Raw genomic sequence first — 24,825 nt, 5'->3', positions numbered from 1 at the left:
GCGATGGCGGCCCGCAAAGCCTTCGCCCTGCGGCTGGACCCTGCGCTGCACGATTGCCTCGAGCGATTGGCGGCGCAGGAGCTGCGCAGCGTGAACGCCGAGATCGAGGTGCTGCTGCGCGAGGCGCTCGAACGGCGCGGAATCAGGCCTGCGATCAGTGAACGGCCCCGGCGGGGGCGGCCTGCCAAGGAGGAGTGAGAGATGCGTGACGAAGAGAAACCCTATGTGTGCATCCGCCACGGCTGGATCGTGCAGATCACCCCGCGCAACGCAGCGGGCTGGCGCGGGTTGGGCCTGTGGATGCTGCTCCTCGCGCTGCCGACTACGGGCTTTGTTGCCCTCAGCGCCGCTGGTCTCGCGCCGGACATCATGCTCGCGGTGACTGGCGCATTCCTCGTGCTGGTGGCCGGCTGGGCCGTGGTAATGATCCGCTGGATGATGGCTCGCAGCGAGATCGTCGACATGAAGGATCTGGAGGCCTTCAAGCGCCAGCAGAAGAAGTCTCGCCGTCGCTGACCGGTCTGTTCTCGCCTGCTTAACGCTTGTGGGTTAAGCCCTGCCGGTGATGACTTCGACTCAGCGCTCCTTTTCGCCGCGCGTCATGATCGCGCTTGTTGCTGCTCTAGTCGCGCTGCCCTCGGCGACGCTCACCGCGCAGGACCGCGAGGCCGCTTTCACGGTGGTCGCGACGGGGCAGGGCTTCGACCGGCTGCAAGAGGCGGTCAACGCCATCGGCGATGGCGAGGGTGCGATTGCCATCGCGCCGGGCCGCTATAGCCAGTGCGCGGTGCAGGAACGCGGGCAGATTTCCTATCTCGCGAGCGAGCCGGGCTCGGCGGTGTTCGACACCGTCACCTGCGAGGGCAAGGCCGCGCTGGTGCTGCGCGGGCGCGGCGCCGAGGTTTCAGGCCTGATTTTCCAGAACATGCGCGTTCCCGATTTCAACGGCGCGGGTATCCGGCTGGAAAAGGGCAACCTCACGGTGGCCGACAGCTGGTTCCGCGATAGCCAGCAGGGCATCCTGACGGCGGGCGACATGGCCTCGCAGATCGTGGTTGACCGTTCGACCTTCAGCCGCCTCGGCACCTGCGAGGGCGCGGGCGGCTGTGCCCATTCGATCTACACCGGTTCCTATGGCCATGTTCGCATAACCCGCAGCCGGTTCGAGCAGGGTGCAGGCGGTCACTATGTCAAATCGCGCGCGGCGCAGGTCGATATCGCCTCGTGCAGCTTCGACGATGCGGGCGGGCGCAACACCAACTACATGATCGACCTGCCGGCGGGCGCGAGCGGGCAAATCTCGAACAACTGGTTCGTGCAAGGCCAGTCGAAAGAGAACTACTCGGCCTTCATCGCGGTCGCGGCCGAGGATCGCGAGCACAGCTCGGCTGGCCTTACCGTGGTCGGCAACGATGCACGGCTGGCACCGGGTGTGGACCGCAACACCGTGTTCGTGGCCGACTGGTCGGGCGAAATGTCGGGCATTGGCGACAATGCGCTCGGGCGCGGGCTCAAACCGTTCGAGGAGCGCTAAGCCTTCGCAAACCTTGCAATTTTGCCTCCGCCTGCCGACATTGAGCGGGTGAAAAGGAGGCGGCAATGGCCGGTGGATGGTCGCGCGATGGCGCGGTGCAGGATCAGATCGACGATACGGTGAGCGACGCGGTCAGCGCGGCGCGGGCACGGATGCCGAGTGGCGAGAGTGCCGAATATTGTGACGAATGCGGCGAACCGATCCCTGAAAAGCGGCGCGTGGCGGTGCCGGGCGTGCGCACGTGCGTCGCTTGCCAGTCGGGCCGCGACAGCGCGGTGCGGCACAGCGCGTTCAACCGGCGTGGTTCGAAAGACAGCCAGCTGCGCTGATTTGCCCGCTCACCCGAAGGCGGGCGCGAAGCTGACCGTTGCCTCGGGAATGTCTGCGCCAAAGCTTTTGACCTGAAAGTACTCGGTAAGCTCCCCTTCCAGCCGCAGCGGCGTGTGCTGGGCAAAGCCGAAGCGTCCGTAGAGCTGCGGATCGCCCAGAACGGTAATCCCCTTCGCTCCCATTTCCCTTATCGCGGCCTCGCCCGCTTCGATCAGGGCGCGGCCAATGCCTTCCCGCTGCCGCGCGGGCGCGACGCTGATGGGGCCTATGAGCATCCAGCCATCCTCGCCGTTGGACAGGAGGGCGCGCGAATAGGTGATCTGACCGATGATCCCGCGGTGATCTTCCGCCACCAACGAAAGCAGCAGGTCGTCATCGCTGCGCAGGCGCTCGATCATGTCTGCCTCGTCTCCGTCGGAATAGGGGAGTCCCAGAAAGGCGCGCTGCGTGAGGGCGCGGATTGCGGCTTCATCACCTGGGCGTTCCGGGCGGATGGTCCAGCTCACCGCAGCAGATGCCCCGCCTTGTCGCGCTTGGTATCGAGATAATGGGCGTTGTGCGGATTGGCGGGCAACTGGTGTGGCACGCGCTCGGTCACCGCGACCCCGGCAGCTTCGAGCGCGGTCACTTTCTCCGGATTGTTGGTCATCAGCCGCACCGCACTCACCCCCATCAGCTCAAGCATCCGCGCCGCGACCGGGAAGTCGCGCGCTTCCTCGGGCAGGCCGAGCCGCCGGTTCGCCTCCAGCGTGTCGTGGCCATCGTCCTGCAGGTGATAGGCACGCAGCTTGTTGATGATACCGATCCCGCGCCCCTCCTGCCTGAGGTAAAGGACTGCGCCCCAGCCGCCTTTCGCGGCCTCCGCGGCCATGGCTGCCAGCGCGGCGTCGAGCTGCGGGCCACAGTCGCACTTGAGGCTGGAGAACACGTCGCCGGTCAGGCATTCGGAGTGCAGCCGCACCAGCGGAACCTTGCCTGCATCCTGTTCGCCCAGCACCAGCGCGACATGTTCGCGCAGGTCGTCGGCGCTGCGGAAGGCGATGATGCGGGCGTGCTCGCTGGCGTGGATCGGCAGCCGTGCGCGGGTGGCAATGGTGAGCGCAGCGGGGTCGGCAAAAGCGGCAAGGTCGCCCGCTTCGAGCGCCACCGCCTCTCCGCCGTGGTCAGGCGCGACCAAATAGGCGGGCAGGATTCCCGCGATCCGCGCCAGTTCGAGCGCGACCTCGGCCTCATGCCGCCAAGGCAGTTCTTCCGCGAGGAACGGCCCCTTCATCGGCCGGTCAAGGTCGAGCGAAGGATCGGCCACCGGCAGAGCGGCGGCGAGATCGAGCGGTTCGCCCGCGCGGATCAGCACCGGGTCGCTCCCGCGCGCGGCCTCGCGCTGGTTGGTGAGCCGCAGCGTTTCCGCCCGCGCAGTCGAGATCAGCAGCCGCGCAGCCTTTGCCTCGGGCGCGAGCCCGGTCTCGATCGGCAGCAGCACCGGTGCGCCGTCGATCGCGATGGGCCAGCCGTGGCGCAAGGCGTCAACCGCCTGCGCCGCGCGGCGGGAAGGCGAGGCAGCGCTCAGAGGGCGAACTCGCTGATGATCGGCACGTGGTCGCTCGGCTTCTCCCATTCGCGGGTGTGCTCGGCGATCTTGTGTCCGGTGCTATTGGCGGCAAGATCGGGCGAGGCCCACATGTGGTCGAGCCGCCGTCCGCGGTCCTTGCCCTGCCAGTAGGTGCGGTAAGACCACCAGGTGTAGTTCCGCTCGGGTGCCGGGATATGTTTGCGGCCAAGGTCGACCCAGTCGTGCGCCGCTTGCAAGCGGCCTAGTGTCTCCACCTCGATGGGTGTGTGGCTGACCACCTTCAGCAGCGCCTTGTGATCGTAAACATCGCAGTCGAGCGGGGCGATGTTGAAATCGCCCACCAGCAGCGTGGGCCGCTCGATCCCTTCCGACCAGCGTGTCATCCGTTCGAGGAAGTCGAGCTTCTGGCCAAATTTCGGGTTCTTCTCGCGGTCGGGCAGATCACCGCCGGCGGGAATATAGACGTTTTCGAGAATCACGCCCTCGCCCGGCCCGAGCAGTTCCACCCCGACATGGCGTGCCTCGCCGTTGTCCTGCCAGTCGTGGCGGGCATATTCGCGCAGGGGAATGCGGCTGACCGTGGCCACGCCGTGATAGCCCTTCTGGCCCGTGAGCGCGATGTGCTCGTAGCCGAGGTCGATGAAGGCCTGGCGGGGGAACAGGTGCTCCTGGCACTTGATCTCCTGCAGGCATAGCACGTCGGGCGCGTTCTCGGTGAGGAAGCGGGCGACCTGCGGCATGCGCAGGCGCACCGAGTTGATGTTCCAACTGGCGACGGAAAGGGTGGGGGCAGACATGGCCAGAGGCTTTAGGTCGGCATTGGCCGGGCGACAAGCCGGGGGCTCGGCATAGCCGGACGACAGGCAAGAAAAACCCCCGTCCCGGGGGCGGTGAGACGGGGGTTCATTCTTGCGTTCGTCACGCAGACAAGCAGGCCGTAAATCATATGGCGGGTCAACAGGGGGGAGAAACCCGCCGATCAGCCGTGCTTGCCTTGTTGGATTTAGGCCTGACCGCCTGTCGCGGCAATGAACAGAACCTGCGTTCTGTCGCTCTTATACAACTGCTGGACCCCGAGCGGTTCACCCCGGGCGACGAGTGCGCCGACGTGGATCGCGATAGGTGAAGGCGGAATTGCTTACCGCCATGCCATAACGCTGGTTGCTGAGGCGCACGGTGGTGCGCGTGTTCTGCGCATCGAGCGCGACCCAGCTCGCCAGTTGCAGGCCGCCGGGAGCGGAGGGATTGCGCACGAACACCAGCGTCATGGTGCCATATTCGGGGCGACCGGGATCGCTTACCTCGATGCTGATGACATTGCGGTTGGTGGTGGGCAGCAGCTTGCCGAAGCGGCGTACGTCGCGATTGGGATCGAGCAGCGCCCCGAGCGGCGAATTGGAGATCGGCCAGGCTTCGACCTGCTGCACGTCGTAGTCGATCAGCGTCAGAGCCTTGCCGTCGGACACGACGAGCATGTTCACATCGTTCGAATATTCGAACCGGATTCGGCCCGGATTCTTGAGCGTAAGATCGCCGCGCAGGGTCTGGCCGTTGCGGCCGGTCTGCGTGAAATCGGCCTTCATCGTGGTGATGCCGCGCAAGGCGGCCACGGCGCGGTCGAGATCGTCCTGCCGCGATTGGGCACTGGCAGGAGCCGCAGCGAGCACGGCGGTGACGGGAAGCGCACAGGCAAAAGCCGCCGCAAAAGCGGCGGCCAGAGGCTTGCGTCGAAGCTGAATCAGGCTGTTCATATGCGCGGCTTAGCGAAGCCGCATTGAACTGTCACTGAACTGCTGGGGGTGGCCAGCGTTCAGCTTACTTGATCTTGCCTTCCTTGTACTCGACGTGCTTCTTCGCAACGGGATCGTACTTGCGGAAGGTGAACTTCTCGGTGTGGTTGCGCGGGTTCTTCTTGGTCACGTAGAAGTGGCCGGTCCCGGCGGAGGAGTTCAGGCGGATCTTGATGGTTGCAGGCTTCGCCATGGTCTTGCTCTCAAAGGTTTGATGGGGCCAGGGCGGCCCGAAAACAAAGGGGCGACGCCAGAGCGCCGCCCGTTGATCGCGGCCCATGGTGGAGAATCGCATCTGAGTCAAGCATTGGCGTGCTTCACCAGTCGATCTTGCCGCGCATTTCCTTCTTCGCGCCGTGTGCTTTCTTCGACTTCAGCCGCTGGGTCTTGCCCACGCGATTGACCCGTGTCTTGGCGCGCTTCTTCGGCTCTTTCAGGGCTTGCTCGATCATCGCCACGAGTCGTTCGCGCGCCTCGCGGCGGTTAGCCTCCTGCGTGCGGTGATTGCGCACGTCGAGAATGATGTCTCCGCTCGCGCTCATCCGGCTGCCAGCCAGCGCCTTCAACCGGTGGAACACCGCCGGGGTGAGGCCGAGCGCATAGATATTGACGCGCAGCTGCACTGCCGTCGCCACCTTGTTGACGTTCTGCCCACCGGGGCCGGAGGCGGCGATGAAGCTTTCCTGCGCCTGCGCCATGGCCCGATCTGTGATCGCGCCCATTGCGTCAGACCCCGAGCGCCGCGAAGTCTGCGGGAAGCGGGGCTTCGGCTGTGATGTCGGACTTGCCTTCGCGCCGCACGGTCAGCGCGCTGGCGTGCAGCATCGTGCGCCCGGCGCGCGCATCCTTTTGGCCATAGACCGGATCGCCCAGCAGCGCTGCGCCAAGCCCGAGTTGGGCGTGGACGCGGATCTGGTGGGTGCGGCCGGTTTCGGGGCGGAACTCGATCAGCGTGAGGCCGCCGTCCAGCTCCTTGAGCTTGCGCCAGTGGGTGACGGCGGGCTTGCCCTTCTTGGCCGCGATCATGCGCCAGCCCTTTTCGGCGCTGCTGATCTTGGAGAGCGACAGCGCGATGGTGCCTTCCTCCTCTTCCAGCGTACGCGCGACAATGCCGAGATAGACCTTGTCGACCAGCCGCTGCTCGAAGGCGGCGGCGAAGCGTACGTGCGCCTTGGCATTGCGCGCCAGCAGCAGGCAGCCCGAGGTGTCGGTGTCGAGCCGGTGGACCGGGCTCGGCTCGCGCTGGAAGCCGAGGCGCAGGGTCGACAGCTCCTTCACCAGCGCGTGGCCGCCCTTGCGCGGAATGTCGATGGGCAGGCCGGCGGGCTTGTCGATCACGAGCGCTTCGCCGTCTTCGTAGAGAATGGGGATGTTCATATCGGAAGGCCCCTTACACCGCTCGGCGCGAACTTGTCGAAGGATTGTCCGTGTTCGCGAAGAAAGGGGACTTAGCTTAGCGCCGATTCGATCCGCCGCAGGGCTTCGCTCAGCACCTCTTCGCTCGCGGCAAAGCTGATGCGGAAACCGTTGCTCCCGCCAAAAGCGCTGGCCGAAACCACCGCTACGCCATGCTCCAGCAGGTGCAGCGCCAGCTTGTTGTCGTCGCCATTGAAGCGGTCCATCAGCGGCGTGGCGTCGATGAAGCAGTAGAACGCGCCATCAGGTACGGGGGTCGAGAGGCCGGGAATCGCGTTGATCGCCGAGACCACCAGATCGCGCCGCTGGCGGAAGGTCTCGCGCCAGTCGGCCAGAAAGTCCTGCGACCCTTCGAGCGCGGCGACGGCGGCTGCCTGACTGGTCGCGGCGGGGTTGCCCGAGGAATTGCTTTGCAGCTTGCCCATCGCGTCGATCAGCCACTTCGGGCCGGTAGCAAAGCCAATCCGGAAGCCGGTCATCGCGTGGCTCTTCGAAACGCCCGAGATCGTGCAGATACGGTCGGCTAGATCGGGGCACAGGTTGGCTAGCGTCGCGTGGCGTTCGCCAGTGTAGTTGAGCGGGGCGTAGATATCGTCGCTCAGCACCATCACCTGTGGGTGGCGGCGCAGCACCTCTGCGATCCCGAGCAGCATTGCGGCAGGATAGACCGCGCCGGTCGGGTTGCCAGGACTGCCGAGGATCACCCAGTTCGTGCGCGAGGTGATCAGCGCTTCGAGCTGCGCGGGGCGAAAGCGGAAATCGTCCTTGGCGTAGGTCATCAGCGGCACCACGGTGCCACCGGCAAAGCGTACCATCTGCGGATAGCTGACCCACCAGGGCGCGGGCACGATCACCTCGTCGCCTGCCGAAACGGTGGCGCAGATCGCTTCGAACAGCGCCTGCTTGCCCCCGGCGCTGACGATCACCTGCGCCGGATCGGCGGCGATCCCGAGGTCGCGTTCGAAGTGGAGCGCGGCGGCCTGGCGCAGCCGGGCGGTGCCCATCACGGCGGTGTAGCGCGTGTCGCCCGCATCGAGCGAGGCTTTCGCGGCCTCGATCACATGGGCGGGAGTGTCGAAGTCGGGCTCGCCCACCGAGAGCGAGATGATGTCGCGGCCCTCGGCGCGCAGTTCCATCGCGCGGTCGGTCATGGCGGTGGTGGGCGAGGCTTCGATTCGCGCAAGCGCGTTGCTGAGCTGGGGCTTGGTCATGATAGCAGGTGCGCCTTCATCAGCCCGCGCACCGAATTGCCGAGCAGGAACCCATCGGCGAGGTCGTCGAGTGTCAGCTCGGCCTCCTCGGCGCGGCCCTGCACGATCAGCGCGCGGCGCAGGACACCGGGCAACAGGCCGAGGTGCAGCGGCGGGGTGAGCAGCTTGCCATCGCGTTCGACAAAGATGTTGGAGTAGCAGCCTTCGGTCACCAGCCCGTCGTCGCGCACGAACAACGCTTCGTGCGCCCCGGCAGCGGCGGCGACCGTGCGCGCGTCGTCGTAAAAACCGCGGTCAGTGGTCTTGTGGCGCAGACGCCAGTCGCCGCTTACCACGGGCAGCGGCAGCGCCACGCATAGCTGCGGTTCGGCAGGTGCGGTTGCGCCCAACTCCTGCGCCTCGAAGCCGAGCGCCCCGCCGCGCGACAATAGCATGCGTAGCTTAGCCGGGGTTTCCAGTTCGAAGCACAGCGCCTGAATGCGGTTGCGCGCCTCGTGCCGGTCGAAGGCGAATCCCATCTCTTTCGCGCTGGCGCCGATCCGCTCGATATGCAGGTCGAGAAATTCGATGCCGTTTTCGGGATCGAACCGCATCGATTCGATCAGGTCGTGCCCACCCGCCGGACCGCGCACGAAAGCGCCTTTGACGAGGCATTCGCGCCATTCGGCCATGGCCTCGCTATCGGCGACGATGGCTCCGCCGACGCCAAGCACCGCCTTGTGGCGCTGGTTCTCGCCGGGGGTTAGCCGCACGGTGCGGATGGCCACGTTGAAGGCCGCATCGCCGCCTGGCCCGATGCGCCCGATCGCGCCGCAATAAGGCCCGCGCGCGTCGCGTTCGACTTCGTCGATCAGCTCCATTGCGCGGATCTTGGGCGCGCCAGTGATCGAACCGCAGGGAAACACCGCCCTAAGCAGGTCCACCGCGCTCTTGCCCGGCAGCAACTGCGCGCGCACGGTCGAGACCATCGTATGAACCGTAGGATAGCTTTCGATGGCGAAGGGCTGCTCGACCTCGACGCTGCCCGCCTGCGACACCCGGCTGATATCGTTGCGCATCAGGTCAAGGATCATCAGGTTCTCGGCCTTGTCCTTCACCGAGGCGGCGAGTTCGGCGGCGAGCGCTGCATCTTCCTCAGGCGTTGCGCCGCGCGGGCGGGTGCCTTTCATCGGCTTCAGCTTCACCGCGCCGCTTTTCAGCGTGAAGAACAGCTCGGGGCTGAACGAGAGCAGCCAGTCCGAACCATCGAACACCAGCCCGCCATAGCCCGCCGCCGCCGTGGGGCGGATCGCGGCATAGAGCGCGAGCGGATCGCCTTGCGCCGGGCCTGCCAGCGGCATGGTGAGATTGGCCTGATAGATGTCGCCCGCGCGGATCGCCTCCTGCAGGCGCTCGAACGCCTCGCAATAGGCCCCGGTCGAGACTTGCGGTTCGAGCGGCCCGATCGAGGCGGCACCTTCGGCCCGCGCGGCGAGCCAGCCTTCGACCTCGTCCGAGGGGATCACCTCGGGGTCGCCAAACAGCCCGAACCACACCAGCGGGCCCGCTGCGCCCGAACGAGCCGCTGCCAGCGGGGTGAGCTTGCCTTCCAGCGCCAGCCCTGCCTCATAAGCGAGGTAGCCGACCAGATGCCCGCCCTGTTCGCTGCGTGCCTTATCCGCCGCCGCGAGCGTCTCCACCACCTGTTCCGGCCGCCGCGCCACGAACACCTCGCGCGGGGCGGCAAACAGCTGGGCATCGCTCGCGCCCGAACTGCGGGCATCGTCAAGCAGGACAAAGGGTTGGCTGCGGTCCATCGCGCCTCATCTAGCGTGTTCGCGGTGTAAGTCTATCGCTTGACCGCAAGGGGCGCCCCGGCCAGTTTCCGCGCCGATACATCCAAGAGGGATCGGGACGAACATGGCAGACATCTTCATCGGCAAGGACCTCGCCGGCGGCAGGCAGGCGCTCGACCTCGCCCGCGCCAACCGTCACGGGCTGATCGCAGGGGCCACCGGCACCGGCAAGACCGTGACCTTGCAGGGCCTTGCCGAGAGTTTCTCCGCCATCGGGGTGCCGGTGTTCCTCGCCGACGTGAAGGGCGACCTTTCGGGCATCGCCATGCCCGGCTCGCCGACTTTCAAACATGCCGACAAGCTGGAAGGCCGCGCGAAAGAGCTGGGCATGGACGACTATGCCTATTCGGATAATCCGGTGGTGTTCTGGGACCTTTATGGCGAACAGGGCCACCCGATCCGCACCACCATCACCGAAATGGGGCCGCTGCTGCTTGCCCGCCTGCTCGACCTCAACGACACGCAGGAAGGCGTGCTGCAGATCGTGTTCCGTTATGCCGACGAGAACGGCCTGCTGCTGCTCGATTTCGAGGACCTGCGCGCGATGCTGGCCTGGTCTTACGAGAACGCGACCGAGCTTTCGGGGCAATATGGCAATGTGTCGAAGCAGTCGGTCGGCGCGATCCAGCGCCAGCTCTTGAGCTTCGAGGCGCAGGGGGCAGACAACTTCTTCGGCGAACCCGCGCTCGAAATCGACGACTTCCTTTCGCTCGACGAGCAGGGGCGCGGCGTGATCAACGTGCTCGCCGCCGACAAGCTGATGAGCAGTCCCAAGCTCTATGCCACCTTCCTCCTGTGGCTGCTGGCCGAGCTGTTCGAGACGCTGCCCGAGGTGGGCGACCCGGAAAAGCCGAAACTGGTGTTCTTCTTCGACGAGGCGCACCTCTTGTTCGACGACGCGCCCAAGGCCTTGCAGGATACCATCGAACGGGTGGTACGCCTGATCCGCTCGAAAGGCGTGGGCGTCTATTTCGTGACGCAGAACCCGATCGATATCCCTGAGGAAATTGCGGGGCAACTCGGCAACCGGGTCCAGCATGCGCTGCGTGCCTTCACCCCGAAGGACAAGCGCGCGATCAAGGCGGCGGCGGAGACCTTTCGCATCAACCCCGATCTCGATGTTGAAACCGCAATCACCGAACTGCGCACCGGCGAGGCGCTGGTCTCCACGCTCGACGAAGAGGGCGCGCCGACGATTGTCCAGCGCACGCTGATCAAGCCGCCGCGCTCGCGGCTGGGGCCGGTGAGCGCGAAGGAGCGGGCGATCATCCAGTCGATCAGCCCGCATCAGGGCATCTATGACGAACGGATCGACCGTGAGAGCGCCGAGGAGCTGCTGGCGGCCAAGGCGGCCGATGCTGCCGAGACGGCGGAGGAGGTCGAGGAGAAGGGGCGCGAGGAGGTGAGCAAACGCCGCCGCAAGTCGACCTCGATCTGGGGGAAGGCTGCCAAGGCCGCAATGGGCGCGGCGGCGGGCTCTGCCGCCTCGGTGGCAGCAGCGGCGATCACCGGCAGGAAAAGCCGTGCCAAACCGGCAACGACGGCGGTAACCTCGGGTCTGGGCTCGCTTGCCTCCGACCTTGCCGGGCCGATTGCAGGCCGCTTCGTGCGCAACCTGATCGGCGGGCTGATGCGCTAGCTACCGTGTGGCAGGCGCAGTTCGGCGGCCAGACCCACTTTTCGGCCATTCTCCACCCGGTTCGCCAGTGACAGCGAGCCGCCATGTTGCTCGGCAATGGCACGAGCCAGCGTCAGGCCGAGCCCAGCGCCGCCGGTGCTGCGGTTACGCGAGACCTCGCCGCGCGCGAAGGGTTCGAACATCGCGGCAATCTCGCCTTCGGGAATGCCGGGGCCGTTGTCGGTCACGCAGACTGCCGCATAGCCATTGTCGCGGCTTAAGGAGACCTCGGCTGTGCCACCATAGCGCAGCGCGTTATCGATCAGGTTACGCAGTGCGCGCCGCATCCAGGTGGCGCGCAGCGGCAGGGCGATCCGCATGGTGTCACCCAGCTCGACCGGCTCACCCAGATCCTCGTATTCCTCGACCACGGCGGAGACCAGCGCGGCAAGGTCGGTGCGTTCGAGCGGGTCTTTCGCATGGCCCACGCGGGCGAGCGAGAGGATGTCGTCGAGCGAATGGGTGATGTCCTCGATGGTGCCAGCCATTTTGGCACGCTCGGTCTCGTCGTCGACGCTTTCGATCCGCACCCTGAGCGCGGCCAGCGGGGTCTTGAGGTCATGCCCGATGGCGCCGAGCATGACGTCCTTCTCGTCGAGCAGGGCGGCAATGCGCGCTTCCATCTCGTTGTGCGCGGCGATCAGCGCGCGAGTGTCCTCGGGCCCCGACGGTTCAAGCGGTTCGACCCCGTCGGCGCGCCCGGCAAAGCGGCTCATCCGCTCGGTCAACGCGGCGAGCGGGCGGGTGATCCGCCGCAGCAGGAAGGCGAGCCCGCCGACCAACGCGATATAGAGCAACAGCGTTTGCAGGATCAGCCCGCCCAGCGCGCGGGTGCTGTGTTCGGGCCGGGGGACGCGGGCAACAAGCCACTCGTCGTTGCCAGCCCGCTTGAGCCCGGCGAGCAGAACCTCGCCATCGAGCGACCAGCGCCCCTCCCGACCGGAAAGCGATCCGGCGCGTCCGCGCATCACATAGCTGTCTGCGGTAACCTTGCGCGAGAAGACGACCAGCTCGCCGATGGCGACATCCTGCGCGATCAGGACGTCGCGCAGCGCGGCTTCGCGTTCGGGGTCATGCAGGTCGCCGTCGTGAATTGGCGATTCAAGCGCTCGTTCGATCCGCACCTTGCGTCGCCCTTCGCGCCCGTTGCGGCGGCCATCGCGAAACTCGAACCGCGGGTCGGCCACCAGCTGGAACGCAAGCGAGCTGATCAGCGCGGCCTCGCGGCGCTGGTGATCGGCGCGATAGATCAGCACGGCCGAGAGCGTCTGTGCCGCCAGCAGCGCAAGCGCAACCGCGAGGAGCATCTGCCCCAACAGGCTGCGTGGCAGGAAACGGTGCATCGCAGGCATGGTCGCGATCAGCCTTCGGCCTTGCGTGGTGCGACGCGCTCGACATCGCAGGCGAGCCTGTAGCCGCCGCCCCAGACGGTCTGGATCAGCTTGGGATCGCGGCTGTCGGCTTCCATCTTGCGCCGCAGCCGCGAGACCTGATTGTCGACCGCGCGGTCGAACAGGTGTGCCTCGCGGCCCTGCACCATGTCGAGCAACCGGTCACGGTCGAGCACCTGGCGCGGGTGGTCGAGAAAGGCGGACAGCAGCCGGAACTCGGCTGAGGAGATTGGCACCACCGTGCCTTCGGGGTCGGTAAGGCGGCGCTTCAAGGGATCGAGCAGCCAGCCGTCGAAGGCATAGAGCGCCTCGCTGGCGCGAACCGAGCCGGCAGCCTTGGTCGCCCGGCGCAAAACCGAGCGGATACGCGCGACCAGCTCGCGCGGCTCGAATGGTTTCACCACATAGTCGTCCGCCCCGATCTCGAGCCCGACGATGCGGTCAGTCGCCTCACCGCGAGCGGTGAGGAAGATCACCGGCAGGTCCTTGCTTTCGGTCAGGTGGCGGCACAGCGAGATGCCATCCTCACCCGGCATCATGATGTCGAGCAGCACGAGATCGGGGGTGCTATCGAGCAGCGCCGCGCGCGCCTTGGCCGCGTCGCTGGCCTGTTCGACCAGGAACCCCTGGCGCGACAGATAGTCGGCCAAGGGCTCTCTCAGGCTGGCTTCGTCATCCACCAGCAGCAGTCGGGTCGGCTGATCGTTCATTCGGCCTCAGGCGCTGCTGCGGGCATCGGGGGACGGCCCATGCCGCGTCGTTCGGGGCGGGCCGCGCGGCGCTCTTCCGCCGAGATCGTGCCGTCCTTGTTGCTGTCGGCCGCATCGAAGCGGGACAGTGCAACGGCGGCGAATTCGGCGCGGCTGATCGTGCCATTGCCATCGGCATCGGCGCGTTCGAGCATCTGCATGCCGTGGCCCCTGGCGCCGCGCATGGTACGCATGCCGGCGCGATGGCCGGTGCCGCGTGTCTCGCCGCCGCGTGCGGCCATGCGCTCGGTGCGCTGCTCGCGGCGTTCTGCACGCGCCTGCTGGCGCTTTTCGCGCTGAGCCATGACCTCGGCGAAGCTGAGCTGGCCGTTGCCATCGGCATCGGCTTCGTCGAACCGCTTGCGTTCTGCGGCCTCACGGTCTGCTGCGGAGAGCTGGTCGTCGCCGTTCACGTCAAGCCGCTCGAACATGGCACTGGCGCGGGTTTCGGCCTCGGCGCGGGTTTGCGGAGCGTGCTGAGCCCCGCGATCCTGCGCCAGGGCGGCAGTTCCCGCAAGAGTGGTGGCGGTGGCGAGGATCGCCAGCGAGATGGGAAAAGTCTTCATTGTTCAAGAACTCCCGAAGGTTGGATCGGACAACAAGGCACAGCCGCGATGGGATGGGAGGATGGAGGCTGCGCCTTGTTGTCCTTGTCCTTGAACTAGGCCTTGTATGTCGCAGGTTTATGCCCGCGAAGGCCAATTTTGTCGTCATTTGTCGCGGTTTGCGTCGGCTGTACACCCGAGCGCCAGCTTGCGCCGCGCGCCGCTGGGTCAGAGAGGCTGGCAGGCTTCGAGCAGCCAATCGCGCGCTTCGCCTTCGAGTTGCGGGGCGATCACCTCCTGCACGCGGGCGTGATAGGCGTTCCACCAGGCGATCTCGCGCTCGCTCAGCAGCGAGGGTTCCACCATGGTTCGGTCAAGCGGAGCGAAGGTAAGCGTTTCGAAGCCGAGCCATTCGCCTTCATCGGCGTCTGCGATTGTGCGCGGGCCGACGAGGACGAGGTTCTCGATCCGGATGCCGTATTCGCCCGCCTTGTAGTATCCCGGCTCGTTCGAGAGGATCATCCCTGCGAGCAGTTCCTGTTCGCTGCCGGCTTGCCCACCCTTGGCCTTGGAAATCCGCTGCGGCCCTTCGTGAACGGCGAGGAACGCGCCGACGCCGTGGCCGGTGCCGTGGGCATAGTCGAGCCCGGCCGACCACAGGAACTGCCGCGCGAGGCTGTCGAGCTGGCCGCCCGTGGTGCCCGCCGGGAAGGTCTGGGTGTCGAGTGCGATATGGCCCTTGAGCACCCGCGTGAAGCGCTCGCGAACCTCCTGCGGCGGCACGCCGGGGCCGATCCACACGGTGCGGGTGATGTCGGTGGTGCCATCGGGATACTGCCCGCCCGAATCGACCAGATAGACGCTGCCCGGTTCGAGCCTGCGGTTGGTCTCCTCACTTACCCGGTAGTGGGCAAGGGCACCGTTGGGGCCGCTGGCAGAAATGGTGTCGAACGAAAGGTCGCGCAGGTCGCCGCAATCCTGGCGGAATGTCCGCAGCTTCGCGGCGGCGGAGAGTTCGTCGACGGTGCCCCGCGGCCCTTCGACAGTGAGCCAATGAAGGAAGCGGGCCACGGCTACCCCGTCGCGCGCCTGGGCGGCGCGGTGTCCGGCCTGTTCGGCATCGTTCTTGATCGCCTTGGGCAGAACGGCAGGATCCTGTGCCGCCACGACTTCGGCCCCGGCGCTGTCGAGCGCATCGAAGATCGCCGCGACCGAACGCTGCGGATCGGTGGCGACCTTTTTGCCCGCCAGTTCACCCAGGGCATCGGCAAACTGGTCGCGCGGGCGCAGGCGCACCGCATTGCCAAGCGCGGCGCCCACCTCGGGAGGGACCTTGTCCGGCGCGATGAACCAGTCGGCGGTGCCATCGTCAAACAGCGTGAGGTATGACAGGGCGACCGGCGTGTGCTCGACATCGCGCCCACGCACATTGAGCACCCAGGCAATCGAATCGAGCGCGCTGATCACCACCGCGTCGTGGCCTTCGCTCTTCAGCCATTCGGCGATCTCTGCGCGCTTGCTGGCGCTTGACCGGCCAGCCAGCTCCTCATCCTGCAGGAACACCGGCGCGGGCGAGGGCTCGGGCTGGTCGTCCCATACGGCGTCGATCGGGTTGCTCTCCACCGGCACGGCGCTCGCGTCCTTCTTGGCCAGCGTCGCTTCCAGCGCGCGTGCGAAGCTGCGCGTGTGGAGCCAGCCGTCATAGCCGATCTTGGCGCCGGGCCCGGCATTGTCGGCCACCCACTTGGCGAGCGAATCGGCGGGCACCGACTTGTATTCGTAGAGCTTGGCTTCGACCTGATCGCGCACCTGAATGGTATAGCGCCCGTCGACGAAGATCGCCGCCTTGTTGGCCAGCACGGCCACGCTGCCCGCCGAGCCACCGAAGCCGGTCAGCCATTCGAGCCGCTGGGCATAGGCGCCGACATATTCGGACAGGTACTCGTCGCTGATCGGCAGGACAAAGCCATCGAGCCCGCGGTTGGCCAGTTCGCGGCGCAGGGCGGCAAGGCGGTTTTCGTGGAGGGGCATCAGCATGGCGTGTCTCTCGTTGGGCAAAGTCTCGGTTTGCCGGGGCAAAAGCAAAGTTGGTTGCCGCCCGGCGGCTTTTCTCTACGCACCCATCTGGGCCTTGCGCGAAGCGAGGGCAAGTTCGCCCTCCGGCAAAGTGGCCCGAAACGACGCAAGGGGCACGCATGCATTGCCAGCAATGCTGCATGCCCGGCACAGCCGCGCTAATGGCGCGAGTGCCAAGGTGAACTTCCTTGCGTTTGTATGGTGCAATAATACAGGGCCCCGCATGACCAGTCTGACCCATCTCGAACGGCTCGAAGCGGAGAGCATCCACATCATGCGCGAGGTTGCCGCAGAGGCGGACAAGCCCGTGATGCTCTATTCGATCGGCAAGGATTCGGCGGTGATGCTGCATCTTGCCAAGAAAGCCTTCTACCCCTCGCCCCCGCCGTTTCCCTTGCTCCACGTCGATACGACCTGGAAGTTCAAGGCCATGTACGAGCTGCGCGCCAAGGCGGCCGAAGAGGCCGGGATGGAACTGCTGGTTTATCACAATCCCGAGGCCAAGGAGCGCGGGATCAACCCGTTCCAGCACGGCCCGCTGCACACCGACATGTGGAAGACCGAGGGGCTGAAGCAGGCGCTCGACAAGTATGGCTTCGATGTCGCCTTCGGCGGCGCGCGCCGCGACGAGGAGAAGAGCCGCGCGAAAGAGCGCGTGATGAGCTTTCGCACCTCCACCCACGGCTGGGACCCGAAGAACCAGCGGCCCGAGCTGTGGAACCTCTACAATGCCCGCAAGAAGAAGGGCGAGGGCATCCGCTGCTTCCCGATCTCGAACTGGACCGAGCTCGATATCTGGCAGTACATCATGAAGGAGCAGATCGAGATCGTTCCGCTCTACTTCGCGGAAGAACGCCCGACTTACGAATACGAAGGCGGCCTGTTCATGGCCGACGACCTTGAACGGCTTGAACAGGCGATGGGCACGCTGCCCGAGATCACCATGAAGTCGATCCGCTTCCGCACGCTCGGCTGCTTCCCGCTCACCGGCGCGGTGGAGAGCACGGCCAATACGCTGGCCGACGTGGTGCAGGAAACGCTGCTCACCACCACCAGCGAACGGCAAGGCCGCGTGATCGACAAGGACGGCGGTGACGCCTCGATGGAGAAGAAGAAGCAGGAGGGCTATTTCTGATGTCGGACGCTATCTACAAGACCGACGCCCTCATTGCCGAGGACATCGACGCCTATCTCGAACAGCATCAGCACAAGACCATGCTGCGCTTCATCACCTGCGGCAGCGTGGACGATGGCAAGTCGACGCTGATCGGGCGGCTGCTGTACGATTCGAAGATGATCTTCGAGGACCAGCTCGACGCGCTGACCAACGATTCGAAGAAGGTCGGCACGCAAGGCGGCGAGATCGACTTCGCGCTGCTGGTCGACGGCCTTGCTGCCGAGCGTGAGCAAGGCATCACGATCGACGTGGCCTATCGCTTCTTCAACACCGAGAAGCGCAAGTTCATCGTCGCCGACTGCCCCGGCCACGAACAATATACCCGCAACATGGTCACCGGCGCTTCGACCGCCGACCTCGCCGTAGTAATGATCGACGCGCGCAAGGGCGTGCTGGTGCAGACGCGGCGGCATTCGTACATCTGCAACCTGATCGGCATCAAGAACATCGTCCTTGCGGTGAACAAGATGGACCTTGTCGATTACTCGCAGGAGGTGTTCGACAAGATCGTCGCGGACTACGCGAAGTTCGCCGAGGAAATCGGCATCGAGAGCTTCACCGCCATGCCGATCTCGGGCTTCAAGGGCGACAACATCACTGTCGCCCCCAGCGAGAACACGCCCTGGTATGAAGGCCCGAGCCTGATCGAGCATCTCGAAACGGTCGAAGTGCTGAGCGCGCAGGATGCGGAAAAGCCGTTCCGCATGCCGGTGCAGTGGGTCAACCGCCCCAATCTCGACTTCCGCGGCTTCTCGGGCCAGATCGCCACCGGCGCGGTCAAGCCGGGCGATGCGGTGCGGGTGCTGCCTTCGGGCAAGACCAGCCATGTCCGCTCGATCGTGACTTACAACGGCGACCTCGACGAAGCGGTGGCGGGCCAGTCGGTCACGCTGACGCTGACCGACGAGATCGACTGTTCGCGCGGCAATGTGATCGCTGTCGCCGACAACCCGCCTGAAGTGGCCGACCAGTTCGAGGCCACCGTGGTGTGGATGGATGACGAGGCACTGCTGCCGGGTCGTGGTTACTGGCTGAAGCTCGGCTCGCAGACGGTCTCGGCCGCCGTTGCCGAGCCGAAGTACGAGGTCAACGTCAACACGATGGAGCACCTCGCGGCCAAGACGCTGGCGCTCAATTCGATTGGCGTGGCCGAGGTCACCACCGACAAGCCGCTGGTGTTCGAATCCTATGCCGACAGCCGCCAGCTGGGCGGGTTCATCCTGATCGACAAGGTCACCAACGCCACCGTGGCTGCCGGGATGCTGCACTTCTCGCTGCGCCGCAGCCAGAACGTGCACTGGCAGGCCGTCGACATCACCCGCGAGGAGCACGCCAGGCTCAAGAACCAGACGGCGAAGGTGCTTTGGTTCACGGGTCTTTCCGGCTCGGGCAAGTCGACCATCGCTAACGAGGTGGAAAAGCGGCTCAACCTGATGAACCGCCACACCTTCCTGCTCGACGGCGACAATATCCGCCACGGGTTGAACAAGGATCTGGGCTTCACCGATGCCGACCGGGTGGAGAATATCCGCCGCGTGGGCGAGGTAGCCAAGTTGATGACCGATGCCGGGCTGATCGTGCTCACCGCCTTCATCTCGCCGTTCCGCGCCGAGCGGCAGATGGTGCGCGACCTGCTGCCAGAAGGCGAGTTCATCGAGGTGTTCGTCGATACCCCGCTGGAAGTGGCCGAAGAGCGCGACGTGAAGGGCCTCTACAAGAAGGCGCGCGAAGGCAAGCTTAAGAATTTCACCGGGATCGACAGCCCCTATGAAGCGCCCGAGAACGCCGAGATCCGCGTGAACACGGTGGAGATGAGCCCGCAGGAGGCGGCGGCCTATATCATCGACCGGATCATGCCGCTCAAATAGGCGATGGAGGCGATCCGCACCCTGCCTCTGATGGAGGTTAGCCGCTGGGTGGTGCCATTGGGCATGGCGGCATACTGCCTTCCGGCGCTGGTTGCCCTGTCGCAGCGGGACTGGAACACCGAGGCCGGATCGCTCACTCCGCTAATCCTGCTGCTGGGCCTGTGGACCACCGCGCAGACCATCGAGCAGCACAAGGCGCTGATCGCGCCGGGGCCGTTCGGTCCGGCGCTGGGTGGGCTGGTGGCGGTCTCGCTCGGCTATGTCCTCGCCAGCGCCATCGGCTTCGTGCTGGCGATGGCGCTCTGCGCCTGGGCGGGCTGCGTGCTGGCGCTGTGGGCATGGCGGGGCGGGGCCATGGTCTGGGCCTGCCGGTTTCCGTTGGCCTTTCTCGGGCTGGCCGTGCCGCTGCCCTATTCGCTGTCGACGATCATGACCGAGCGGCTGCGCGCTGGCATTGCTGGGGCGGCGGTGGAACTGGCCGACGCATGGGGGCTCGATGTTGCCTATGACCGGACGAGCATCTTCGTGAACCAGTTCCGTCTTGCACTGGAGGCAGCCTGCGCGGGGACCAGCTCGACCATCACGCTCGTCGCCTTCGTGCTGCTTTTCACCTACTGGTATCGCGGGCGCGACTGGCGACGCACGGTCCTGTGTGTTGCTCTGGCCGTACCGATTGCCTGGGGTGCGAATATCCTGCGCGTGGTCGTGCTGATCGTGGCGGTGGACAGGTTCGGCGCGCCGGTGCTCGATACGGTGGTTCACCCAGTTGCTGGCCTGCTCAGCTTCTCGATTGCGCTGGGGCTGTTCCTTGCTGCCGACCGGGCTTTGCGCGAGGGCCTGCGCCTGATCGACGGAGCGCGCCATGCCTGATCGGCGCACCGTACTCCTCGGCGCCTGCCTCGGCCTGTTCGGCGCGGCGGCGGGGGCCGTGAGGCTCAGGCCCGGCACCGACATCGGGTTCGACCCGGCCAGCGTGCTGCCGCAACAGGTGGATGATTGGCGGGCGGTCGCACCGGAGGAAGTGATCCTTCCTTCGCCGGATCAACTGACCGACCGGGTCTACGACGAGCTGGCAATCAAGGCGTTCGTCCATCCCGAACAGCCGCCGATCACACTGGTGATGGCCTATGGCGCGCGGCAGGATTACACCTTTCAGCTTCACCGCCCCGAGATCTGCTACACCGCCTCGGGCTTCGATATTCTCGACGTGCAAGCGCGTGACCTGCCAATTGCCGGCCGCCCCGTGCCGGGCAACATCATGCTCGCCGAACGGGGCAGCCGGAGTGAGGCGGTGCTCTATTGGACGCGGATCGGCGATGTCTTCGCGCAGTCTTTGTGGGAGCAACGACTCGCCGTCGCGCGGGGTGTCGGGCACTGGCGGGTGGACGAGGGCGTGCTGCTGCGTCTCTCGATGCCTGCCGTGGATTTCGCGGCCTCGGTCCCCACCCTCACGGCATTCGCGCGGCGCATGGTGGCGCTTTCCGGTGCGCGCGGGCGGCAAGTCCTGTTGGGGCAGCCCTAGACGCGTCTGAACGGGTGTACACGAGCGACGAAATAGATCGCGGTCAGCACCAGCAAGGCGATGGCGGCGGCCTGATAGCCCTCGTTGCCGAGCCAGTTGCCACCCGCGCATCCTATGGCGCAAAGAATGTAGTCGAAGGTGTTGTCTTTCCACGGCGGACGCTTCACCGACCGCTGCAGGTAGACGAAGGCGACAAAAACGAAGATGCCGACGGACACGAAATCGTAAATCGTCTTCATGGGGGCAGAATGCGGCTGGATCGAACCATTTGCAAGCTGGCGAGCCATTGTCTTGCCGCGCCGTTGCTGGCGCTGGTGGCGGGATGTGGCCAGCAGGAGGTCGATGGCGAAGTTTTGGCGAGCATCGACGGCGAGGCGATCACGCAGGCTGAGCTGAGCCACGAGTTCGACCTCGACAATCTTGCCGAAGCCGAGGCAGGTCGCGCGGCGGCGAACGGAGCGCTGGAGCAACTGGTCGACCGCAAGCTGCTGGCGCAACTTGCGCGTGAGCGCGGGCTCGATCTTGATGCGGATTTCCATTTTGCCGAGCGTCGCGCCCTGGAAGAGTTGCTGGTCGATGCGCTGCAGCGGGAACTGGCCGACGAGTTTGGCCAGGTGCCTGACGTCGAGCTCGAACAGTTCATGACGAGCAACGGCCAGCTGTTCGCCGGACGTCGCCTGCTCACGCTGCGCTCGCCCGACGATGAACGAACGCTGGTGTTCGACACAGCCCGGCTCGACCGGAACCCCGATTGGCTGGAAGCCGTCGCGCCGGGGCGTGATCTGATGCTGGAGGGCCGGAAATGGACGGTGCTTGCCGTGGACCGGATTAATTCCCCTCGTCAGACCCAGCGCAATTTTGCTAGACAGTTGCTCGTTAAGGATAAGGTTGAAGAGGAACTCGAACGAAGGCTGAAGGAAATGCGGCAGGATAGCCCTATCCGATACCAGGAGGGCTGGGGGCCAAGCGCGCGCAATAGCGCACCCATTTCCGATCAGACTCCGTAGGGTCCAGCTTCCGGAGGCGATTCTATCTCACAGGGCAAAAGCATCCAGAGCAAAACCTATGTTCGGACCGGTGTTATCGGTCTGATCGGCGTCATCTGGGCGGCGATCGTCCTCGCTATTCTCACTTGGCAGCTGGTCGAATACCGGGGGCTGGTGGCCGGTCTGATCGAATGGCAGTTCGCCCGCTTCGATGCGAGCTGGCCGATTGTGACCCTGACCGTGCTCACCTTGTTGCTGACCGCGCCGATCACCTTGACGTTGCTCTATCGGATGCGCCGGGCGCGATATGAGCCCGGGCTTACGCTTTACGAATCGGCCCTTCACCGGAGCCAGATCATGCGGCGTTTCCTGGCGTGGATCGTCGGCGGGCTGGCCCTTTGCGCGGCGGCGGTGGCTGCGCTCTCGCTGACCATCGGCGGGGTCCGGGAAAAGCCGCTGCCGATTAGCCTGGCCGACTTGCGTGGGGACGAGAAAATCGAGGGGCTGGTGGTGATGGAAGGCACGCTCCAGTTCGACAGGATCGGGTTCTTTGAAGATGCCCTGCTGTTCTCAGGCAAGACGCTGTGGGTCGCGCCGGTGCTTGATCCTGCCAACAACAATGCGATCACGCTGTTTGTCGAGGTCGGCGAGAGAATGGCAGGGCCGCCGACGAGGCAGCGTTTCGAAGGCATTCTGCGGCATGCGGCCGCCCGCGGAGAACTGCGCACGCTCTATCGCGATGCGGGATATCGGGTGCACGAGCCCACCTATGTGCTGTTCGCCGATACGGCCTCTGCCCGCTCGCCCTATCTGCGCGCGGCAATTGACCTGCTGGTTGCGGCACTTGTCTTCCTGGCCTTTTGCGGCTTGCAGCACCGCCGCACTCTCACCCTGCAGAAGCAGCGCGTTTCGGAGGAAGCGATTATTGGGCAGACGGCCCGGCCCGCGCATTTCAGCGGCTAGCGAGCGGCCCTTGGCAGGGGCCGGACAAGAAGGGTTCTTAACTATTTTGCTTTAGGTGCGAGCCATGGCGAATGCGCTTGCCCCGCTCTCTATCCTGTTGTCCTTCGTCATGGGCATGGTGGCTCTTGACGATGCGCCGATGGAACTGTTCGCGCCAACCGAGAATGGTGACGCTCTTTTGCATGCCTCTGATCTTCGCCTTGCGGTGGAGCCGGTCACTATCGCTTCGAAGCCGCCCGGCGCCCGCTTTTTCGTTCTGGAAGCGGAGGTAAACGGCGTTCCGACCCATTTTCTGGTCGATACGGCTGCGACGACCACAGTGTTGCGACGATCCGATGCAGACGCGGCTGCGGTAGCCCCGCTTGGCACCACTCGGTTGCAAACGGCAAATGGGAAAATACCGGTCGAACGGGCCTCCATCGAAACCCTGACGATCAGCGGAATCCCTTTGTGGAATGTCGAGGCGGTGGTCGCTGATGACAGCCTGCCCCATTCGCTCATCGGTCTGGACGCGCTGCAGCAAATGGGCTCGATTATCATCGATGGTTCGTCGATGACCGTTGTCGTGAACGACATCGGATCGTCGGACTAGGTCGCCAAAGGCGCGCCATCCTCGTTGCCGCGCCGGATCGCCGATCCGAGGGTGAAGACTGCGATAATCATCATCAACCAGCTCGCAGGCTCGGGAATTGCCGGAACTACGGGGCCGGGCGTGTCACCGCCACTGCTGCTTCCGCTGCCACCGCCATCGGAGCCCGGAACAGGTACGAAGCCAATCGGTGTGGGGCCAAAGCCTCCGCCATCTCCGAAAAAACCCGGAAGGCCGAGCGGGGTGCCACCGGCTGCGGGTCCCGAAGCCAGCGCGGGGCCGGTTGCGTCAGCGAAGTTGGGAACTGCCGGCGCCGCGGCGGGAGCGACTGCCCCGCCCGGAGCCGTTTGTCCCGCTGTGTCGCCCGCCAGGCCAGGTGCTGCGCCACGAGGCCCGATAGTGCGGCGAAGGCTGTTTGGTCGCTCTCCGCGCCCAGATCCGTCACCCACGAGTCGATTGCCAAACCCACCAGTGATGAATTCAGGCATCATGGTCAGGTCTTCGGCAAGCAGCGCGGTCGGTTCGTCGTAGAAGAGCAGGCCGCGCTTGTCGTGCGAGAGAAACGAGGAGGCAAGGACTACGAAGCCAAGCGAAGACAGCAGCCAGAAGTGGAATTTCGGCTGTCTTGCGGCGAATGCATAGAGGGAATGTCTGCTCGCTACTTGCATTTTCGCCCTCCTTGCTTCGATCGTTGACGGGCCTCCACGGCGGCCTTGTGCCGAGGCGGTGCTGCCCGACTACATGAGCTGCACGACCATCTCTAGTTAACTATAAATCTCGTGACAATAGCCCGGAAAATTGCGTGTCGCGAGTCAGTATGAGCCTTTGGAATTCAGTACGATGGGTACGGTGAGTACCAGAATGCGTAGGTTATCGCCAAAACGGCCTTTGCGGACGTAGATGACGTCGAAAGCGATGCGCCGACGATAGTGAACGTCGTTGCGTCCGCTGATCTGCCAGAGGCCGGTTATTCCGGGCCGGACCGCGCAGTAATGCCCGAAGTAGCGTCCATAGCGCGGGATCTCCGCTTCCACGATGGGGCGCGGCCCCACCAGGCTCATTTCCCCACGCAGCACGTTGAAGAGCTGCGGCAGCTCGTCGAGGCTGCTCTTCCGCAGAAATCGGCCGAGACTGTTGATGCGCGGGTCGTTCCTCAGCTTCCGGTCGCGTTCCCATTCGCGCCGTGCCTCGGGATCGTTCGAAAGCAGGTTACGGAGCCGTTCATCGGCGTTGGTCGCCATCGTGCGGAACTTGAAGCAGGTGAACTTCGCGCCGCCCCGTCCGATTCTGGTCTGGCGGAAGAGCACAGGCCCGGGCGAGGAGAGGAGGATCGCCAGGGCAATAATTGCCATGACCGGCAGCAACACCACCAGCAGGACAAGAGAGCCGACCCGGTCAAGAATCTGGGCGGCAAGGGGGTCGTCGACAATCAGGTTGCTGCGACCCAAGACCCGAGGCGGCTCGTAAGGCGCCAAGCGGGGCTTGCGCTCGTTGATCGAAGGACGTTCCATGGTGCAGTGCATCATGGGTAGAAGCTTACCCCAGAAATAGGAAGTGCTTAAGCTTCCATTACACCGCACCTAGGGGGTGTTTCA

The 24,825-nt window shown here is 65.2% G+C and carries 28 protein-coding genes; 12 read left to right on the top strand and 16 right to left on the bottom strand.

What is annotated here, in order from left to right; genetic code table 11:
* Window positions 1–3 precede the first annotated feature (3 nt).
* From ABDJ38_RS12880 to ABDJ38_RS12865, 4 genes are all read left to right on the top strand, one after another.
* Window positions 4–198, top strand: a complete 195-nt coding sequence (locus ABDJ38_RS12880) for a type II toxin-antitoxin system antitoxin (RefSeq protein WP_137680663.1) — start codon at window positions 4–6, stop codon at window positions 196–198.
* 3 nt (window positions 199–201) lie between these two features.
* On the top strand, window positions 202–516 hold the full coding sequence (locus tag ABDJ38_RS12875; protein WP_346785522.1) for a hypothetical protein: 315 nt from the start codon (window positions 202–204) through the stop codon (window positions 514–516).
* A 49-nt stretch (window positions 517–565) separates the two neighbouring features.
* Window positions 566–1,534 carry a right-handed parallel beta-helix repeat-containing protein gene (locus tag ABDJ38_RS12870; protein ID WP_346785688.1) on the top strand — a complete coding sequence of 323 codons (969 nt, stop codon included), beginning with the start codon at window positions 566–568 and terminating at the stop codon, window positions 1,532–1,534.
* A gap of 65 nt (window positions 1,535–1,599) precedes the next feature.
* Window positions 1,600–1,863, top strand: a complete 264-nt coding sequence (locus ABDJ38_RS12865; RefSeq protein WP_346785521.1) for a DksA/TraR family C4-type zinc finger protein — start codon at window positions 1,600–1,602, stop codon at window positions 1,861–1,863.
* Between the two features lie 9 nt (window positions 1,864–1,872).
* Here ABDJ38_RS12865 and ABDJ38_RS12860 read toward each other — a convergent pair whose 3' ends face one another.
* From ABDJ38_RS12860 to pabB, 9 genes are all read right to left on the bottom strand, one after another.
* Window positions 1,873–2,370 carry a GNAT family N-acetyltransferase gene (locus ABDJ38_RS12860; RefSeq protein ID WP_346785520.1) on the bottom strand — a complete coding sequence of 166 codons (498 nt, stop codon included), beginning with the start codon at window positions 2,368–2,370 and terminating at the stop codon, window positions 1,873–1,875.
* Window positions 2,367–3,383, bottom strand: coding sequence for a GTP cyclohydrolase II (ribA, locus tag ABDJ38_RS12855; protein WP_429771116.1), 1,017 nt, complete (start codon window positions 3,381–3,383; stop codon window positions 2,367–2,369). Before ribA ends, ABDJ38_RS12860 begins: the two co-directional genes overlap by 4 nt.
* A 44-nt stretch (window positions 3,384–3,427) precedes the next feature.
* Window positions 3,428–4,231 carry an exodeoxyribonuclease III gene (locus ABDJ38_RS12850; protein ID WP_346785518.1) on the bottom strand — a complete coding sequence of 268 codons (804 nt, stop codon included), beginning with the start codon at window positions 4,229–4,231 and terminating at the stop codon, window positions 3,428–3,430.
* 285 nt (window positions 4,232–4,516) lie between these two features.
* Complete coding sequence (locus ABDJ38_RS12845; RefSeq protein WP_346785517.1) at window positions 4,517–5,185, bottom strand: LolA family protein; 669 nt, start codon at window positions 5,183–5,185, stop codon at window positions 4,517–4,519.
* A 64-nt stretch (window positions 5,186–5,249) separates the two neighbouring features.
* Entirely contained in the window at window positions 5,250–5,417 is a 168-nt protein-coding gene (gene rpmG, locus ABDJ38_RS12840; protein ID WP_346785516.1) for a 50S ribosomal protein L33, read from the bottom strand.
* 124 nt (window positions 5,418–5,541) lie between these two features.
* Entirely contained in the window at window positions 5,542–5,946 is a 405-nt protein-coding gene (gene arfB / locus ABDJ38_RS12835; RefSeq protein WP_346785515.1) for an alternative ribosome rescue aminoacyl-tRNA hydrolase ArfB, read from the bottom strand.
* A 4-nt stretch (window positions 5,947–5,950) separates the two neighbouring features.
* Window positions 5,951–6,601 carry an RluA family pseudouridine synthase gene (locus ABDJ38_RS12830; RefSeq protein ID WP_346785514.1) on the bottom strand — a complete coding sequence of 217 codons (651 nt, stop codon included), beginning with the start codon at window positions 6,599–6,601 and terminating at the stop codon, window positions 5,951–5,953.
* A 71-nt stretch (window positions 6,602–6,672) separates the two neighbouring features.
* Window positions 6,673–7,851 carry a pyridoxal phosphate-dependent aminotransferase gene (locus ABDJ38_RS12825; RefSeq protein ID WP_346785513.1) on the bottom strand — a complete coding sequence of 393 codons (1,179 nt, stop codon included), beginning with the start codon at window positions 7,849–7,851 and terminating at the stop codon, window positions 6,673–6,675.
* Window positions 7,848–9,647, bottom strand: a complete 1,800-nt coding sequence (pabB, locus tag ABDJ38_RS12820) for an aminodeoxychorismate synthase component I (protein ID WP_346785512.1) — start codon at window positions 9,645–9,647, stop codon at window positions 7,848–7,850. Before pabB ends, ABDJ38_RS12825 begins: the two co-directional genes overlap by 4 nt.
* Window positions 9,648–9,750: 103 nt before the next feature.
* On the opposite strand from pabB, the gene ABDJ38_RS12815 reads away from it, so the two are divergent.
* Window positions 9,751–11,325 carry a helicase HerA-like domain-containing protein gene (locus ABDJ38_RS12815; protein ID WP_346785511.1) on the top strand — a complete coding sequence of 525 codons (1,575 nt, stop codon included), beginning with the start codon at window positions 9,751–9,753 and terminating at the stop codon, window positions 11,323–11,325.
* Here the strand turns inward: ABDJ38_RS12815 and ABDJ38_RS12810 are convergent.
* The 4 genes from ABDJ38_RS12810 to ABDJ38_RS12795 all read right to left on the bottom strand — a co-directional run bounded on the left by ABDJ38_RS12810 (window position 11,322) and on the right by ABDJ38_RS12795 (window position 16,086).
* On the bottom strand, window positions 11,322–12,716 hold the full coding sequence (locus ABDJ38_RS12810) for an ATP-binding protein (protein WP_346785510.1): 1,395 nt from the start codon (window positions 12,714–12,716) through the stop codon (window positions 11,322–11,324). The two genes, ABDJ38_RS12815 and ABDJ38_RS12810, sit on opposite strands and share 4 nt — an antisense overlap.
* An 8-nt stretch (window positions 12,717–12,724) precedes the next feature.
* On the bottom strand, window positions 12,725–13,465 hold the full coding sequence (locus tag ABDJ38_RS12805) for a response regulator (protein WP_346785509.1): 741 nt from the start codon (window positions 13,463–13,465) through the stop codon (window positions 12,725–12,727).
* Entirely contained in the window at window positions 13,462–14,070 is a 609-nt protein-coding gene (locus tag ABDJ38_RS12800; RefSeq protein WP_346785508.1) for a hypothetical protein, read from the bottom strand. Before ABDJ38_RS12800 ends, ABDJ38_RS12805 begins: the two co-directional genes overlap by 4 nt.
* A gap of 207 nt (window positions 14,071–14,277) precedes the next feature.
* Window positions 14,278–16,086 (bottom strand): aminopeptidase P family protein, encoded by a 1,809-nt coding sequence (locus tag ABDJ38_RS12795; RefSeq protein ID WP_346785507.1) that lies wholly within the window; start codon window positions 16,084–16,086, stop codon window positions 14,278–14,280.
* A 217-nt stretch (window positions 16,087–16,303) separates the two neighbouring features.
* On the opposite strand from ABDJ38_RS12795, the gene cysD reads away from it, so the two are divergent.
* The 4 genes from cysD to ABDJ38_RS12775 are packed head-to-tail and all read left to right on the top strand — an operon-like array spanning window position 16,304 to window position 20,692.
* Window positions 16,304–17,260, top strand: a complete 957-nt coding sequence (gene cysD / locus ABDJ38_RS12790) for a sulfate adenylyltransferase subunit CysD (protein WP_429771115.1) — start codon at window positions 16,304–16,306, stop codon at window positions 17,258–17,260.
* The gene (gene cysN / locus ABDJ38_RS12785) at window positions 17,260–19,170 is read left to right on the top strand and encodes a sulfate adenylyltransferase subunit CysN (RefSeq protein ID WP_346785505.1); all 1,911 of its coding nucleotides are present in this window, start codon (window positions 17,260–17,262) and stop codon (window positions 19,168–19,170) included. The genes cysD and cysN overlap by 1 nt, the downstream gene beginning before the upstream one ends.
* A 3-nt stretch (window positions 19,171–19,173) precedes the next feature.
* Window positions 19,174–20,040, top strand: a complete 867-nt coding sequence (locus tag ABDJ38_RS12780) for an exosortase/archaeosortase family protein (protein ID WP_346785504.1) — start codon at window positions 19,174–19,176, stop codon at window positions 20,038–20,040.
* Window positions 20,033–20,692 (top strand): exosortase C-terminal domain/associated protein EpsI, encoded by a 660-nt coding sequence (locus ABDJ38_RS12775; RefSeq protein ID WP_346785503.1) that lies wholly within the window; start codon window positions 20,033–20,035, stop codon window positions 20,690–20,692. The genes ABDJ38_RS12780 and ABDJ38_RS12775 overlap by 8 nt, the downstream gene beginning before the upstream one ends.
* Here the strand turns inward: ABDJ38_RS12775 and ABDJ38_RS12770 are convergent.
* Window positions 20,689–20,931, bottom strand: coding sequence for an XrtV sorting system accessory protein (locus tag ABDJ38_RS12770; protein WP_346785502.1), 243 nt, complete (start codon window positions 20,929–20,931; stop codon window positions 20,689–20,691). The genes ABDJ38_RS12775 and ABDJ38_RS12770 overlap by 4 nt on opposite strands.
* 9 nt (window positions 20,932–20,940) lie before the next feature.
* Here ABDJ38_RS12770 and ABDJ38_RS12765 point away from each other — a divergent pair, with 9 nt between their 5' ends.
* The 3 genes from ABDJ38_RS12765 (at window position 20,941) to ABDJ38_RS12755 (ending at window position 23,233) form a co-directional block, all read left to right on the top strand.
* A complete protein-coding gene (locus ABDJ38_RS12765) occupies window positions 20,941–21,699 on the top strand; it encodes a hypothetical protein (RefSeq protein ID WP_346785501.1) in 759 nt (252 codons plus the stop codon).
* 153 nt (window positions 21,700–21,852) lie between these two features.
* Entirely contained in the window at window positions 21,853–22,641 is a 789-nt protein-coding gene (locus tag ABDJ38_RS12760) for a hypothetical protein (RefSeq protein ID WP_346785500.1), read from the top strand.
* A gap of 64 nt (window positions 22,642–22,705) precedes the next feature.
* Window positions 22,706–23,233 (top strand): retropepsin-like aspartic protease family protein, encoded by a 528-nt coding sequence (locus tag ABDJ38_RS12755; protein ID WP_346785499.1) that lies wholly within the window; start codon window positions 22,706–22,708, stop codon window positions 23,231–23,233.
* On the opposite strand, the gene ABDJ38_RS12750 is transcribed toward ABDJ38_RS12755, so the two are convergent.
* Window positions 23,230–23,898 carry a hypothetical protein gene (locus ABDJ38_RS12750; RefSeq protein ID WP_346785498.1) on the bottom strand — a complete coding sequence of 223 codons (669 nt, stop codon included), beginning with the start codon at window positions 23,896–23,898 and terminating at the stop codon, window positions 23,230–23,232. The two genes, ABDJ38_RS12755 and ABDJ38_RS12750, sit on opposite strands and share 4 nt — an antisense overlap.
* A 144-nt stretch (window positions 23,899–24,042) precedes the next feature.
* On the bottom strand, window positions 24,043–24,741 hold the full coding sequence (locus ABDJ38_RS12745; RefSeq protein WP_346785497.1) for a sugar transferase: 699 nt from the start codon (window positions 24,739–24,741) through the stop codon (window positions 24,043–24,045).
* Window positions 24,742–24,825 lie beyond the last annotated feature (84 nt).

This window comes from Aurantiacibacter flavus (assembly GCF_039710615.1).
Lineage (GTDB): Bacteria > Pseudomonadota > Alphaproteobacteria > Sphingomonadales > Sphingomonadaceae > Alteraurantiacibacter > Alteraurantiacibacter flavus.
The sequence above is the reverse complement of the archived record's forward strand: the minus strand, read 5'-3'. Positions and strand labels throughout refer to the sequence as shown.

Coding starts and splice junctions, on each gene's coding strand:
- ABDJ38_RS12830 (WP_346785514.1), bottom strand. CDS start 6,601: ATGAACATCCCCATTCTCTACGAAGACGGCGAAGCGCTCGTGATCGAC.
- ABDJ38_RS12800 (WP_346785508.1), bottom strand. CDS start 14,070: ATGAAGACTTTTCCCATCTCGCTGGCGATCCTCGCCACCGCCACCACT.
- ABDJ38_RS12845 (WP_346785517.1), bottom strand. CDS start 5,185: ATGAACAGCCTGATTCAGCTTCGACGCAAGCCTCTGGCCGCCGCTTTT.
- ABDJ38_RS12770 (WP_346785502.1), bottom strand. CDS start 20,931: ATGAAGACGATTTACGATTTCGTGTCCGTCGGCATCTTCGTTTTTGTC.
- ABDJ38_RS12775 (WP_346785503.1), top strand. CDS start 20,033: ATGCCTGATCGGCGCACCGTACTCCTCGGCGCCTGCCTCGGCCTGTTC.
- ABDJ38_RS12815 (WP_346785511.1), top strand. CDS start 9,751: ATGGCAGACATCTTCATCGGCAAGGACCTCGCCGGCGGCAGGCAGGCG.
- ABDJ38_RS12870 (WP_346785688.1), top strand. CDS start 566: ATGACTTCGACTCAGCGCTCCTTTTCGCCGCGCGTCATGATCGCGCTT.
- ABDJ38_RS12765 (WP_346785501.1), top strand. CDS start 20,941: ATGCGGCTGGATCGAACCATTTGCAAGCTGGCGAGCCATTGTCTTGCC.
- ABDJ38_RS12745 (WP_346785497.1), bottom strand. CDS start 24,741: ATGGAACGTCCTTCGATCAACGAGCGCAAGCCCCGCTTGGCGCCTTAC.
- ABDJ38_RS12780 (WP_346785504.1), top strand. CDS start 19,174: ATGGAGGCGATCCGCACCCTGCCTCTGATGGAGGTTAGCCGCTGGGTG.
- pabB (WP_346785512.1), bottom strand. CDS start 9,647: ATGGACCGCAGCCAACCCTTTGTCCTGCTTGACGATGCCCGCAGTTCG.
- ABDJ38_RS12750 (WP_346785498.1), bottom strand. CDS start 23,898: ATGCAAGTAGCGAGCAGACATTCCCTCTATGCATTCGCCGCAAGACAG.
- ABDJ38_RS12755 (WP_346785499.1), top strand. CDS start 22,706: ATGGCGAATGCGCTTGCCCCGCTCTCTATCCTGTTGTCCTTCGTCATG.
- ABDJ38_RS12810 (WP_346785510.1), bottom strand. CDS start 12,716: ATGCCTGCGATGCACCGTTTCCTGCCACGCAGCCTGTTGGGGCAGATG.
- arfB (WP_346785515.1), bottom strand. CDS start 5,946: ATGGGCGCGATCACAGATCGGGCCATGGCGCAGGCGCAGGAAAGCTTC.
- ABDJ38_RS12825 (WP_346785513.1), bottom strand. CDS start 7,851: ATGACCAAGCCCCAGCTCAGCAACGCGCTTGCGCGAATCGAAGCCTCG.
- ABDJ38_RS12875 (WP_346785522.1), top strand. CDS start 202: ATGCGTGACGAAGAGAAACCCTATGTGTGCATCCGCCACGGCTGGATC.
- ABDJ38_RS12805 (WP_346785509.1), bottom strand. CDS start 13,465: ATGAACGATCAGCCGACCCGACTGCTGCTGGTGGATGACGAAGCCAGC.
- ABDJ38_RS12795 (WP_346785507.1), bottom strand. CDS start 16,086: ATGCTGATGCCCCTCCACGAAAACCGCCTTGCCGCCCTGCGCCGCGAA.
- ABDJ38_RS12880 (WP_137680663.1), top strand. CDS start 4: ATGGCGGCCCGCAAAGCCTTCGCCCTGCGGCTGGACCCTGCGCTGCAC.
- ABDJ38_RS12850 (WP_346785518.1), bottom strand. CDS start 4,231: ATGTCTGCCCCCACCCTTTCCGTCGCCAGTTGGAACATCAACTCGGTG.
- rpmG (WP_346785516.1), bottom strand. CDS start 5,417: ATGGCGAAGCCTGCAACCATCAAGATCCGCCTGAACTCCTCCGCCGGG.
- ABDJ38_RS12865 (WP_346785521.1), top strand. CDS start 1,600: ATGGCCGGTGGATGGTCGCGCGATGGCGCGGTGCAGGATCAGATCGAC.
- cysN (WP_346785505.1), top strand. CDS start 17,260: ATGTCGGACGCTATCTACAAGACCGACGCCCTCATTGCCGAGGACATC.